Below are 13,084 nucleotides of genomic sequence, written 5' to 3' on the forward strand. Positions count from 1 at the left end.
CGGCAGCTCCATCGACACCGCCACACTAGGCCGACCGGGCCGCCGCCCCTCCTGGGGCCACCCGGCCGGTCTCGGGAGCGGGGGCCTGGCCGGCGGCCCGCGCCGACCGGGCTGCCGCCTCTCCCGGCCCGGCCTCGGGCTCGCCGTCCGGCCGCCGGCCCGTGCCCACCCACTCCTCCGGCCGGAGGCTGCGGACCCTGCCGTCCCGGACCTCGACGACGAGGTCGGCGCCGGCCGCCTCGGCGGCGCGGTGGGTGACGTGCAGGACCGTGCGCCCGGCCAGTGCCGCGTCGAGCCGGGCGAGCACGGTCCGCGCGGTCGGCTCGTCCAGGTGCGCGGTGGGCTCGTCGAGCAGGACGAGCGCACCGTCGGCGGCGGCGAGCACCGCGCGGGCGAGCGCGACCCGCTGGGCCTGCCCGCCGGACAGCCCGGCGCCGCCGCTGCCGAGCCGGATGTCCAGCGGGAGGTCGGGCAACCCGGCGACGCGCAGCGCGGCGACCAGCTCGGCGTCGGTGACGTGCGGGTCGGCCATGCGCAGGTTCTCGGCGACCGTGGTAGCGACGAGTCGCGGCTCCTGTGGCGCCCACGCCACCCGCGCCGGGCGGACCACCTCACCCCGCTCCGGGTCGAGGAGCCCGAGCAGCACCGCCAGCAGGGTGGACTTCCCGGCGCCGGACGGCCCGACCACCGCCACCCTGCTCCCGGCGGGAACCCGCAGGTCCACACCGCGCAGCACCACCCGGCTCGCCCCCGGCCACCGAACGTCCACCCCACGCAGCTCCACCTCCCCACCCACGCCATGAAGGCCACCTTCATGGCGTTTCACCGTGGGGTCGAGGTCGGTGAGGCGGGTGCGGGCGCGGCGCAGGGTGTCCCAGTGCGCGGCGGCCGGTGGCAGGAGGGCGAGGACCTCCGCCAGCGCGAGCGGCACCAGGCCGAGCACCGGCACGAGCGTCGGGTCCAGCGCGCCCGCGGTGACGGCGGCCGCGGCGGTCGCCGTGCCGGCGAGCATGGCACCGCCGGTGGCGAGGACGACCACCGCGTCGGCCGCGCCCGCGCCGAGCGCGCGGCGGCGGGCGGTGGCGGCCAGCCCGCGGTCGGCGCGGGCCAGGTCCGCGCGGTGGCGCCGGTGCGCCCCGAAGGCAAGCAGCTCGGCGGCCTGGTCGAGCAGCGCGAGCACCCTGGCCGCCACCTCGCGCCGCCCTTCGGCCAGCGCCGAGGTGGCCCGCCGCTCCGTGACCAGCGCGACCGCGGGCGCGAGCAGCGCGCCGGCCAGCAGCGGTGCCCCGGCGGCGAGCCCGGCCGCGGGCAGCACGGCCACCGCGGTGACGCCGACGCCCGCCAGCACGAGCGCGGCCACCAGTGGCGGCGCGAGCACCCTGGGCAGCAGGTCGCGCACGGTGTCGACGTCGTCGACGAGGCGGCGCGCGGTGGCATCGCCCCGATCGGCGATCGGGCCGCGGTGGACGAGGGACCGCCACAACCCCACCCGCAGCCGGGTGGCCACCCGGAGGGCGCCGTCGTGGGTGACCAGGCGCTCGACGTAGCGCAGCGCCGCGCGGGCCAGCCCGAACGTGCGCACCCCGACCACCGCGACGGTGAGGGTGAGGATCGGCGGCTGCTGGGCGGCCTTCGCGATCAGCCAGCCGGACGTGGCGGTGAGCGCGAGGCCGGCGAGCAGCGCGGCGGCGGCGAGCCCGGCCCCGGCCAGCAGCCGCCGGTCGAGGAGGGCGCGCAACGGCAACGGAGCGCGGGCCGGGGTGCCGCCGGTGCCCTCCGGCGGCACCCCGGGCCGCGGGGCCGCCGGCACGTCGCCGGCGTCGCCGGTCGGTCCCGCCCGGTGCGCGGCCAGCACCACCGCGGCACCGGCCCGCTCGGCGCGCCGCACCGCCGCGAGCACCATGCGGGCGTGCTCGGGGTCCTGGTGGGCGGTCGGCTCGTCGAGCAGCAGCAGCCACGCGCCGCGCCGGACCCGCAGCAGCGCCCGCGCGACCGCCACCCGCTGGCGCTGGCCGGTGGACAGCCGGTGTACCGGGGCGTCGCGGAGGTGGTGGAGGTCCAGCTCGACCAGGAGGTCCCGCACGTCGTCCTCGGGCGCGCCGGCCAGCTCCAGCTCGGCGCGGACCGTGCCGCCGGTGAACGCGGGGAACTGCGGCACCCAGGCGAGGGCCTCCCGCCAGGTCGACATGTCGAGATCGGCGAGCGGGGTGCCGGCGACGGTGACCGTGCCGGCGTCCGGCCGGACGAAGCCGAGCAGCACGGCCAGCGTGGTGGACTTGCCGGCGCCGCTGGGCGCGGCGAGCCGGACCGTGGTGCCGGGGCGGGCGACGAACGACTCACCGTCCGGGGCGGGTGCGCCGCGGCGGCGCACCCGCAGGCCCGCGACCCGCACCTCGCCCCGGCGCGGCCGCGCGGTGCCGGGCCGCGGGACCGGCTCGGCGAGGACGTCGGCGACCCGGCGCACCGCCTCCACCCCGTCCTGGCTGGCGTGGAACGCGGCGCCGACGGCCCGCAGTGGCTGGTAGCACTCGGGGGCGAGGATCAGCACGCCGAGCCCCACCGCGAGGGAGAGGTCGCCGGAGACCAGCCGGACGCCGACGAGCACGGCGACAAGGCCGACGGCGAGGGTGGCGGCCAGCTCCAGCACGAACGCGGAGGTGAACGCCACGCGCAGGGTGGCCAGCGTCGCGCGGCGGTGTCGGTCGGCGGTGCGGCGGACCGTCTCGGCCTGCGCCTCGGCGCGGCGGAACGCGGCCAGCACCGGCAGCGCCCGGACCAGCTCGAGCAGGTGGCCGGAGAGGCGGTGCGCGGCGTCGGTGGCCCCGGTGATCCGGTCGGCGGTGTACCGGCCGACCAGGACCGCGAAGGCGGGCAGCAGCGGCACGGTCACGGCGATGACCACGGCGGAGGGCCAGTCGGCGAGCAGCACGGCGGCGCCGGCGGCGACCGGCACGACGGCGGCGGTGACCAGCGCGGGCAGGTACTCGGTGAAGTAGGCGTCGAGCGCGTCGAGGCCCCGCGTCGTGAGCGCGGTGAGCTGTCCGGGGCCGCGCGCGGCGATCCACTCCGGGCCGAGCCGCAGCGCGTGGTCGAGCACCTTGGCCCGCAGCTCCTCCTTGGTGTCGGCGGCGGCGCGGGCCGCGACCGTCCGCGACGCCCAGGTGAGCACCGCCCTGGCGACGACCGTGCCGGCGAGCAACGCGGCGGTGGGGTCGAGGTCGGGGCGCCCGGTGGCGGCGCTGTCGACGGTGCTGGCGATGCCGGCGAGGAGGTGGGCCAGGAGGAACGCCTGCGCGACCAGCGCGGCCGCGTTGAGCAGCGCCAGCCCGGCCGTGGCGGCCAGCGCCCGGCGCGCCGCCGCGGACAGTGCGGGCAGCGCGCCGAGCGGGCCCTTCCCGGCCCGCGCTGTGTCCGCTGTGGACACGGTGGCGGGAAGGAGAGCGCGGGCGGGGAAGCTCATCGGGGGGCGTGCGCCTTCGGAATGTGTCGGGTGCCGATGCGGCGGCGGAAGACCCAGTAGGTCCAGCTCTGGTAGACGAGCACCGCGGGGGCGCCGAACGCGGCGACCCAGGTGATGACCTGGAGGGTGTAGGGGCTGGCGGCCGCCTCGGCCACGGTGAGCGAGGTGGCGTCCGTCGTGGACGGGAGGACGTTCGGGTAGAGGGCGCCGAAGAGGGTGGCGGCCGCGGCGGCGATCACCACGCCGAGCGCGGCGAAGGCCTGGCCGTCGCGGTCGGCCCGGAGCCTGCGCCAGGCCACAGCCGCCGCGCCGAACGCCACGGCCATGCTCCCGAACGTCCACAGCGCACCGTGCCGGGCCTGCACCACCAGCAGCAGCGCCGCCAGCGGCAGCAGCGCGACCGGGAGCAGCCGGACCGCGAGGTCGCGGGCCCGGTCGCGGATCGGGCCGGTGGTCTTGAGCGCGAGGAAGGCGGCGCCGTGCACCAGGGAGAAGCCGGCGACGGCGAGCCCGCCCAGCAGGGTGTCCCAGCGCAGGGACGCGAAGGCGGAGCCGACGCGGTTGCCGGCGGCGTCGAGGGGCAGGCCGGTGACCGTGGTGGCCAGCAGGATGCCGACACCGAGGGGCGGGAGCACCGAGCCGAGCACGATGACCCGGTCCCAGGCGCGGCGCCAGCGGGCGGAGTCGACCTTGCCGCGGTATTCGAAGGCGACGCCGCGGCCGATCAGCGCGAGCAGGACGAGCAGGACCGGCAGGTACGCGGCGGAGAAGAGGGCCGCGTACCAGTCGGGGAAGGCCGCGAACGTCGCTCCGACGGCGACGATCAGCCAGACCTCGTTGCCGTCCCAGACCGGCCCGATGGTGTTGACCATGACGCGGCGCTCGGTGTCGTCACGGCCGAGCACGGGCAGCAACATGCCGACGCCGAAGTCGAACCCCTCCAGGAAGAGGTACCCGAGCCACAACGCGGCGATGAGGCAGAACCACACGGTGGCCAGGTCCATCACCACTCACCTCCCGTCCCCGGGTGCCAGGTTGCCCCCAAGCTGTGGACAACCACCGAAGTTGTCCACAGCTTGCTGGTAGCACCCCCTACGCCTCCCGTGCCCCGACAAGCTGGCCGGCCAGCCGTCCCCGGGGAGGGCGGGGTCACGTGGGCACGGCGAACTCGGTTCATTCGGGCTCCTAGTACGCGAAGGCCAGCGCATCGTCGGCTGAGTCGGCTGAGTCGGCTGAGCCGGCTGAGGCGTCGGAGGCATCAGAGCGGTCGGAGGCATCAGAGCGGTCGGAGCCGCCGGATCGGCCGGAGTCGCCGGACCGCCCGCCACCCGAGCCGCCGGGCCCACCGCCAGGGGGCAGGACTCCCTCGATGCCGCCGCGGACGTACTTCCGGATCAGCACGAACTCCACCACCCCGAGCACCGCGTACACCCCCGTCAGCGTCAGCAGCGACGCCCACACCTCGCCCGCCGACACGCTCGACACCGCCAGCGCCGTGAACATCCACACCCCGTCCACCCCGGTCGGGTTGGGCACCACGACGAACGGCTGCCGGCCCATCTCGGTGAAGATCCACCCGGCGATGTTCGCCACGAACGGCAGCGCGACCGCGCCGAGCACCATCCGCGGGAACCAGCGGCTCTCCGGCACCCGCCCCCGCCGGGTCAGCCACAGCGCCAGCGCCCCCACCGCCGCGGACAGCGCGCCGAAGCCGATCATGATCCGGAAGCCCCAGTACGTCACCGGCAGGTTCGGCACGTAGTCGATCGGCTGCCCGGCCAGCTCGCCGAGCGCGGGGTCGTCCGGGTAGTGCGTCCCGTACCGCGCCTGGTACTCGGTCACCAGGTCCTGGATCCCCTCGACCTCCGTGCTGAAGTCGCCGTGCGCGAGAAACGACAGCAGCGCGGGCACGGTGAACGTCTTCACGTCCTCGCACCGCGGCTCGGTCACGTCCCCGACGGCGAAGACGGAGAAGCTCGCGGGCGACTCGGTGTGGCACAGCGCCTCCGCCGCGGCCATCTTCATCGGCTGCTGCTCGAACATCAGCTTGCCCTGCGCGTCCCCGGTCACCACCAACGCGCCGAACGCGGCGATGCCCACCCACGCGCCGAGCCGCAGCGACGACCGCCACACGTCCCGGTGCTCGTCGGCGGCGTGCCGGTTCCGCCACAGCCACCAGCCGGCGATCCCGACCAGGAACGCGGCCGCCACCGCGAACGTGCCGGCGACCGTGTGCGGCACCGCGGCCAGCGCGGTGTCGTTGGTCAGCACCGCCCAGATCGAGGTCATCGTCGGCCGCCCGTCGACCAGCTCGACCCCCACCGGGTGCTGCATCCAGGAGTTCGCCGCGAGGATGAAGTACGCGGAGGCCACCGTCGCCAGCGAGAACGCCCAGGCGCACGCCAGGTGTACCCGCTGAGGCAGCCGGTCCCAGCCGAAGATCCACAGGCCGAGGAACGTCGACTCGACGAAGAACGCGACGATCCCCTCCATCGCCAGCGGCGCCCCGAACACGTCGCCGACGAACCGGGAGTAGGCGCTCCAGGTCATGCCGAACTGGAACTCCTGCACGATCCCGGTCACCACGCCCATGGCGAAGTTGATCAGCAGCAGCTTGCCCCAGAACTTCGTCATCCTCAGGTAGCGCGCCTTCCCGGTGCGCACCCACGCGGTCTGCATGCCGGCGACCAGGATCGACAGCCCGATCGTCAGCGGAACCATCAGGAAGTGGTAGACGGTGGTGATGCCGAACTGCCACCGCGCCAGCTCCAGGACCTCCACACCGGCGACTCTCCTCCGCGCGCGGGCCGGACGTCAGGTCCCGGAGTCCTGACCTTCCCGGGACCTAGGTCCCGGGACCCGCCGTTCCACCCGCACCCAAAGAATTGTCTTCGGCGAACCGAAAAACACTATCCGCCACCCCTGCCACCTCCCTCCGGAATGGCGAAAAGCGAAATTAGCGTTTCCCATCCACTAGGCAATTCCCGGAACCCCCTTTATCGTGACAGTGAAAGGGGTGTGGAACTGGTATGACGACCGCGACGCTGGCGATGCTCGGCACGTTCGCGCTGGTCCTGGCCGCCGAGCTGCCGGACAAGACCATGGTCGCCACCCTCGTGCTGACCACCCGCTTCCGCGCCCTTCCGGTGTTTCTCGGGGTCAGCGTGGCGTTCGCCGTGCAGTGCGTGATCGCGGTCGCGTTCGGCAGCGTGCTCACGCTGCTGCCCGATCCACTGGTCGCCGGGGTCGTCGCCGTGCTGTTCGGCGCGGGCGCGGCCATGCTCCTGCGCGAGGGGTTCACCCCGGCGGACACCAGCGGCGCCGACGCCGCGCGCACCGGCCCGCGCCCGGTGTCGTTCCTGCGGTCGGCGCTGACCTCCGGCGGTGTGCTGTTCGCCGCCGAGTGGGGCGACGCCTCCCAGCTCGCCACCGCCGGGCTCACCGCCCGCTACGCCCAGCCGTTCGCGGTCGGCCTCGGCTCGTTCGTCGCGCTGGTCACCGTCGCCGGCATCGCCGTGATCGTCGGGCACAAGATCCGCGGCCGGATCCGGCCGAAGCCGCTGCAGCGGGTGGCGGGCTTCGTCTTCGCCGGGTTCGCCGCCGTCGCGCTCGGGCAGGCGCTGTTCTAGAGCTCGTCGACTCGGGCCTGGCCCGCGGTGGGAGCGAGCACCTCCGCCAGCGCGCCCGCCGCGGCCACCACCCGCGGCCCGACCTTCTCGGTGTCCAGCGCGTGCAGCGACACCACGCCGACGCTGGCCCGCAGCCCCGGCACCCCGCGCACCGGCGCGGCCACCCCCGACGCGCCGGGTTGCAGCTCGCCGGTGGTCGTCACCCACTGCCGGCGCGCCCCCGACCGCAGTGTCATCGCCTTGCCCGCGGCGCCCCGGGAGATCGGGTGCCGGCTGCCGACCCGGTAGGCCACGTGAAAGCTGGTCCACGACGGCTCCACGACGGCGATCGCCTGCACCTGGTCGCCCTCGGCCACCGAGAGGTGCGCGGTGGCGCCGACGTCCTCGGCCAGCTCCCGCAGCACCGGCTGCGCCGCCTGCCGCAGCTGTGGCAGCACCTGCCCGCACAGCCGGAGCAGGCCGACCCCGAGTCGCACCTTGCTCCCGTCCCGCCACACCAGGCCGCGCTCGGCCAGCGGCACCAGCAGCCGGTACACCGCCGCGCGGCTGGCGCCGATCGCGGCGGCCAGCTCGGAGATGGTGGCCGCGTCGTCCCCGGCGTCGGCCACCGCCTGCAGCAGGGCGAGCCCGCGATCCAGGGTCAGCGAGCTCTCCCGGCTCACAGCAGCCCGAGTCCCTCGAGGTCGGCGATCGGCTCGGCGAACGACGCCGAGGCGTACGAGGCGAACAGCGCGCGCACGGCCTTCGCCGCCGGCTCGGACAGCGCCTTGGCCTCCACGGCGAGCGCCTCGCCGTCGGTCGAGGCCAGCGCCTCGCGCACGTCCTTGCCCGACAGGCATCGGGCGGCGGCCACCAGCAGGTTCAGGAACCCGTGGTGGGTGAACCCGGTCTCCGTGTCGGTGTGCCGCACCGCGCGGTGCAGGCTGTTGGTGGCCTTGAACGACGCGCCGGGGAAGTTGCTCACCACCGCGTAGAAGTCGGCCACCTCGTCCACGCTGGGGAAGTTCTCGCTGGACAGTCCGCCGCAACGGATCTTGGGCCAGCTGCCGTGCTCGATCACCTTGCGGACGCCGTCCAGCCAGCCGACGCCGCGCCGCGGCTCGACCACCCGCACCACGTCCTCGGGCACGAACTCCGACACCCGTTCCAGCCACACCTCGTCGACGTCGGAGGGCGCCGGCATCTCGACCATTCGCAGCGCCAGCAGCTCGCTGCGCGACTCGACGATCGAGATGGCCTTCGGGACGCCGCCGAGGCCGGTGTCGATGATCAGGGACAGCGGCAGCGGCTCCTTCGGCCGCACCTTGATCAGCTCGGTGATCAGCTCGGGCAGGCGAGAGGCCTGGCAGAGGAACACGCCGAGCACGCCGGCGTGCTCACCCGCCCTGCTCTCCAGGTAGTTCCGCAGGGCGTCGGACATCGTGGCGTCCCCGGGCGGGAAGAGCGCCGAGTCGTCGACGAGGCGCGCGAGCAGGGGCGGGATTCCACGAGGGCCGGGTGGGGGGAGTTCCACAGCGCTTGACACGACTGACACGCTAGTAGCGTACGGCATCAGGACAAACATGTCCGACTATCGAACGCGACAGCATCCCTCGCGGAGGAGGACCGCAATGCCGTTCTACCGGCGGGTCGGGGAGATCCCGGCCAAGCGCCACACCCAGTTCCGCTCACCCCAGGGCAGCCTCTACGCCGAGGAGCTGATGGGCGTCGAGGGCTTCTCGGCGGACTCCGCGCTGCTCTACCACCGCAACCTTCCGACGGCGATCGTCAACGCCGTCGCGGTGCCCGACGAGCGCGGCGAGCTGCGGGCGAACCACCCGCTCAAGCCGCGCAGCTACCGGACGCAGGACCTGAAGTTCGGCGCCGACGCCGACGCGGTCACCGACCGGCGCCGGCTGTTCGGCAACGCGGACGTGACGATCGGGTTCGTGGTGGCCGGGGCGGCGAGCCCGCTCTACCGCAACGCCGCCGGCGACGAGCTGTTCTACGTCCAGGGCGGCTCGGCGACCGTGGAGACGATCTACGGCGCGCTGGAGGTCGGCGACGGCGACTACGTCGTCATCCCGACCTCGTGCACCTACCGGGTCGTGCCGAACGGCACGGTCCGGCTCCTGGTGCTGGAGGCGCGCGGGCACATCGGGCCGCCGAAGCGGTACCTGTCCGCGCGCGGACAGTTCCTCGAGCACGCCCCGTACTGCGAGCGCGACCTGCGCGGGCCGACCGAGCCACTCCTCGGCGACGGGGAGGACGTGGACGTGCTGGTGCGGCACCGGGCCGGGCTGACCCGCTACACCTACGCCCACCACCCGTTCGACGTGGTCGGCTGGGACGGCTGCCTGTATCCGTGGGTGTTCAACATCGACGACTTCGAGCCGATCACCGGCCGGGTGCACCAGCCGCCGCCGGTGCACCAGACATTCGAGGGCCCGAACTTCGTGGTGTGCTCGTTCTGCCCGCGCAAGGTGGACTACCACCCGCTGGCCATCCCGGTTCCGTATAACCACGCCAACGTCGACTCCGACGAGCTGATGTTCTACGTGCGCGGCAACTACGAGGCACGCAAGGGCTCGGGCATCGGCATCGGCTCGATGTCGCTGCACCCCTCGGGCTTCACCCACGGCCCACAGCCGGGCGCGGCGGAGGCGTCGATCGGCGCGGAGTTCTTCGACGAGACCGCCGTCATGGTCGACACCTTCGCGCCACTGGAGCTCGGCGAGGCCGCCGAGGCGTGCGAGGACCCCGGCTACGCGTGGACCTGGTCCGGTCGCGGCCCCGCCTGACCCACCCGCGTTCCCGCTGGTCACCGGCGTCGTGGCCAGCGGGATCGGTGGGGCGGTGGGACACTTGGGTGATGACTGCTCCAGATCCCCACGAACGTGATGAGAGGGCCGAGGTAGTCGAACGGCACGACGGCCGGCTGGGCTTCGTGCGCGTCGTCAACACGCTGATCAGCGTGGTCACCGGGTTGTTCGCGCTGGGGCTGGCCGTGCACATCGTGCTCGTGCTCGGCAACGCCAACATGGAGAACGGGTTCGCGCAGTTCGTGACGAGCTGGGCGAACGCGGTGGACCTCGGCTTCGACAACCTGTTCACGCCGGCGAACGAGAATCTGCGGGTGCTGCTCAACGAGGGCCTCGCGGCGATCCTGTGGCTGGTGATCGGGGCGGTGCTCACCACCCTCATCGCCCGGATCGCCCTCGCGGGCCCGGATCGCCCGGTCTGGTACCGAAGGAGGGTCGTGCGCTGACCCCCTTCCCTCCCCCTCTCACCTAGGTTAGCCTCACCTAAGTTGTCCGCCAGGCGAGAGGTGAGCGGTGACCGAGACCCAGTCCGTCAGCCAGACCCGGCGCCCGCCGACCCCGAACCCCGCCGAGCGCGCCAGGACGATCGCCTCCCGCGGCGGTCCGGCCGTCCTGCTGCCCGCCGCCGACCGCGCGGCCGGCGGCGGGGGTGAGGCGCGGGTGGCGCCGTCCCTGCACCACGTGCACGCGTCCGGCACCGTCAGCGTGCTGTTGCCGGACGATCACCCGCTGGTCCGGGGCACCCGGCAGGCCGACCGCGGGGAGCTCGCGGTGATGCTGGAGCTCACCGACACCGCACCGGTGCCGCTGCGCGAGCCGGTGCGCGGGCTGCTGTGGATCACCGGGTGGCTGCGGGCGCTCGACCCGCGCGCCGCCCGCGCCCGCGCGGTGTCCATCGCCGAGACCCGTCCCGACCCGCGGCTGCTCGACGTCGGTCACGGGTCGAGCGTGCTCCGGCTGACCCCCGCCTCCCTGGTCCTCGCCGACGCCGAGGGCACCCACTCGCTGCGCCCGCACATGTTCAGCGCCGCGGCGCCCGACCCGTTCGTCGACTACGAGGCCGACTGGCTGCGCCACCTGGAGACCGCGCACGCGGACGTGGTCGACCAGCTCGCCCGGCACGTGCCCGCGGAGCTGCGGGCCGGCCGGATCCGCCCGCTCGGCCTCGACCGGTTCGGCCTGCGGCTGCGGGTGGAGGCCGACGCCGGGGACCACGACGTGCGGCTGGCCTTCTCCGGGCCGGTGACCGACCCGCGGCAGCTCGCCGCGGAGCTGCGCCGCCTGGTCGGCTGCCCGTTCCTCCACCGGCTCGGCTGACCTGACCTCCGAGACGCCGAGGGCCCCGGGCGCGCCACCCGGGGCCCTCGGACCACGCCTACCGCTTGGCGGCCGGCCGGTCGGGGTCCGGCTGCCTGTCGTCGCCGTTGGGCTCGACCAGCCCCTCCTCGATCAGGCTGCGGGAGACGTGCTCGGTGAGCTCCTGGCGCTGCAGGCGCCGCTGGGCACGCAGCGTGGTCCGCCGTTCGGCGTGGAAGTCCTTCCACGTGGCCACGCACATGCCGATCATGATCACGCTGAACGGCAGCGCGATGACGATGGCCGCCACCTGCAACGCTTTCAGCCCGCCGGCCAGCAGCAGCGCGATCGCCACCGCGCCCTCCGCGATGCCCCAGAACACCCGGCTCCAGGTTGGCGGCTCGGGGTCGCCGCCGGAGGAGAGCATGTCCACCACCAGCGACCCGGAGTCGGAGGAGGTGACGAAGAACAGCGCGATCAGCAGGATCGCGCCGACCACGGCGATCGTGCCGCCGGGCAGCCCGTCGAGCAGCCCGAACAGCGCGCCCTCGGTGTCCACCGTCGGCGCCCCGGTCTCGTCGGTGCCGACCAGGCCACCCTGGCCGAACAGCTCGCGGAACAGCGCGCTGCCGCCCAACACGGTGAACCACAGGAACGTCACCACGGTGGGGACGATCAGCACGCCGGCCACGAACTCCCGCACCGTGCGGCCGCGGGAGATCCGGGCGATGAACACCCCGACGAAGGGCGCCCAAGAGATCCACCAGCCCCAGTAGAACGTGGTCCAGCTGGCCTGCCACGACTCGCCCTCCGCGGTCTGCAACGCCGTGGTGTCGAAGCTGAGCCGGATCAGGTTCTGGAAGTACGCGCCGACCGACTCCACGAGGTCGCGGAGCAGGAACAGCGTCGGCCCGGCGATCAGCACGAAGAGCAGCAACGCGGCGGCCAGGCCCATGTTGAAGTTGGACAGGAACTGGATCCCGCGCTTGAGCCCGGTGACCACCGACACGACCGCCAGCGTGGTGATGCCGCCGATCAGGAGGACCGCCGTCCAGTTGCCCGGGTCGCGCACGATGCCGAGATAGTCCAGCCCGGAGGCGATCTGCAGCACACCGAGGCCGAGCGAGGTCGCGACGCCGAACAGGGTCCCGCAGATCGCCGCGATGTCGATCACGTCGCCGATCCAGCCGTTCACCCGCCGGCCCAGCAGCGGCTCCAGCGCGTACCGGATGGACACCGGGCGCTTCTTGCGGTGGATCGCGTAGGCGATCGCCAGGCCGACCACCACGTAGATCGCCCACGGGTGCAGGCCCCAGTGCAGGAACGTCTGCACCATGGCCGCCTCGGCCAAATCCTCCGGCGGGCCCTCGACCCCCGGCTTGGGATTGGCGAAGTGGTTCAGCGGCTCCGCCACGCCCCAGAACACCAGGCCGATGCCCATCCCGGCGGCGAACAGCATGGCGAACCAGGAGCGCAGCTTGAACTCCGGTTCCTCCTCGTCCGGGCCGAGCTTGATGTCACCGAAGTGGCCGAGGCCGACCCACAGCGCGAACACCACGAAGCCGGAGACGATCAGCACGTAGTACCAGCCGAACGTGCCGATGATGGTGTCCTGGATCGCGCTGATCGCGTCGCCCATGGTGCCCGGGAAGATCACCGTGAACAGCACGAACGCGGCGATGAGCCCCGCGGAGGGCCAGAAGACCCGCGGTGCGATGGTGTCCGTCCACTTCCGCTTCGGCCCCGGCGGCGCCGCCGCGTTCGGTTCCGAGGTTGTCGCCACGTGTTCGTCCTTCCTCGTCGATAAGCCCGCCGCGAGGAGCGGGCCGTCTCGCCCCCATCGATTCCGTCCGAACAGGCACCATAGTTGGCATCCGTAACGATTCCGGCAGCCACCG

At 73.9% G+C, this 13,084-nt stretch carries 10 protein-coding genes; 4 read left to right on the forward strand and 6 right to left on the reverse strand.

From position 1 onward, the window contains the following. Positions 1-25: 25 nt before the first annotated feature. From cydD to BM051_RS20720, 3 genes are all read right to left on the reverse strand, one after another. Positions 26-3,460 (reverse strand): thiol reductant ABC exporter subunit CydD, encoded by a 3,435-nt coding sequence (gene cydD, locus BM051_RS20710; RefSeq protein ID WP_092532880.1) that lies wholly within the window; start codon positions 3,458-3,460, stop codon positions 26-28. Further along, positions 3,457-4,464 (reverse strand): cytochrome d ubiquinol oxidase subunit II, encoded by a 1,008-nt coding sequence (gene cydB, locus BM051_RS20715; protein WP_092532883.1) that lies wholly within the window; start codon positions 4,462-4,464, stop codon positions 3,457-3,459. The genes cydD and cydB overlap by 4 nt, the downstream gene beginning before the upstream one ends. A gap of 181 nt (positions 4,465-4,645) precedes the next feature. Next, a complete protein-coding gene (locus BM051_RS20720) occupies positions 4,646-6,241 on the reverse strand; it encodes a cytochrome ubiquinol oxidase subunit I (RefSeq protein ID WP_092532886.1) in 1,596 nt (531 codons plus the stop codon). Positions 6,242-6,489: 248 nt separating this feature from the next. Between BM051_RS20720 and BM051_RS20725 the strand changes: the two genes are divergently transcribed. Continuing rightward, positions 6,490-7,089 carry a TMEM165/GDT1 family protein gene (locus BM051_RS20725; RefSeq protein WP_092532889.1) on the forward strand — a complete coding sequence of 200 codons (600 nt, stop codon included), beginning with the start codon at positions 6,490-6,492 and terminating at the stop codon, positions 7,087-7,089. Here the strand turns inward: BM051_RS20725 and BM051_RS20730 are convergent. Next, complete coding sequence (locus BM051_RS20730) at positions 7,086-7,751, reverse strand: IclR family transcriptional regulator (RefSeq protein WP_092532892.1); 666 nt, start codon at positions 7,749-7,751, stop codon at positions 7,086-7,088. The genes BM051_RS20725 and BM051_RS20730 overlap by 4 nt on opposite strands. Next, entirely contained in the window at positions 7,748-8,602 is an 855-nt protein-coding gene (locus BM051_RS20735; protein ID WP_092532895.1) for a hypothetical protein, read from the reverse strand. The genes BM051_RS20730 and BM051_RS20735 overlap by 4 nt, the downstream gene beginning before the upstream one ends. Positions 8,603-8,699: 97 nt before the next feature. Here BM051_RS20735 and BM051_RS20740 point away from each other — a divergent pair, with 97 nt between their 5' ends. The 3 genes from BM051_RS20740 (at position 8,700) to BM051_RS20750 (ending at position 11,207) form a co-directional block, all read left to right on the forward strand. Continuing rightward, complete coding sequence (locus tag BM051_RS20740; protein ID WP_092532898.1) at positions 8,700-9,869, forward strand: homogentisate 1,2-dioxygenase; 1,170 nt, start codon at positions 8,700-8,702, stop codon at positions 9,867-9,869. Positions 9,870-9,940: 71 nt separating this feature from the next. Beyond that, the gene (locus BM051_RS20745) at positions 9,941-10,336 is read left to right on the forward strand and encodes a hypothetical protein (RefSeq protein ID WP_092532901.1); all 396 of its coding nucleotides are present in this window, start codon (positions 9,941-9,943) and stop codon (positions 10,334-10,336) included. Between the two features lie 67 nt (positions 10,337-10,403). Continuing rightward, positions 10,404-11,207, forward strand: a complete 804-nt coding sequence (locus tag BM051_RS20750; protein WP_092532904.1) for a DUF2470 domain-containing protein — start codon at positions 10,404-10,406, stop codon at positions 11,205-11,207. A gap of 58 nt (positions 11,208-11,265) precedes the next feature. Here the strand turns inward: BM051_RS20750 and BM051_RS20755 are convergent, their stop codons facing one another. Continuing rightward, positions 11,266-12,969: a BCCT family transporter gene (locus BM051_RS20755; RefSeq protein ID WP_092532907.1), complete on the reverse strand. Its 1,704-nt coding sequence runs from the start codon at positions 12,967-12,969 to the stop codon at positions 11,266-11,268. Positions 12,970-13,084: the final 115 nt, after the last annotated feature.

Origin of the sequence: Amycolatopsis arida (assembly GCF_900115565.1) — a bacterium.
In the GTDB taxonomy this organism is placed as follows: Bacteria; Actinomycetota; Actinomycetes; order Mycobacteriales; family Pseudonocardiaceae; genus Yuhushiella; species Yuhushiella arida.

Bases quoted from the DNA above. Each gene is read 5' to 3' on its own strand.
- cydD (WP_092532880.1), bottom strand. From the start codon at position 3,460: ATGAGCTTCCCCGCCCGCGCTCTCCTTCCCGCCACCGTGTCCACAGCG.
- cydB (WP_092532883.1), bottom strand. From the start codon at position 4,464: ATGGACCTGGCCACCGTGTGGTTCTGCCTCATCGCCGCGTTGTGGCTC.
- BM051_RS20725 (WP_092532889.1), top strand. From the start codon at position 6,490: ATGACGACCGCGACGCTGGCGATGCTCGGCACGTTCGCGCTGGTCCTG.
- BM051_RS20740 (WP_092532898.1), top strand. From the start codon at position 8,700: ATGCCGTTCTACCGGCGGGTCGGGGAGATCCCGGCCAAGCGCCACACC.
- BM051_RS20745 (WP_092532901.1), top strand. From the start codon at position 9,941: ATGACTGCTCCAGATCCCCACGAACGTGATGAGAGGGCCGAGGTAGTC.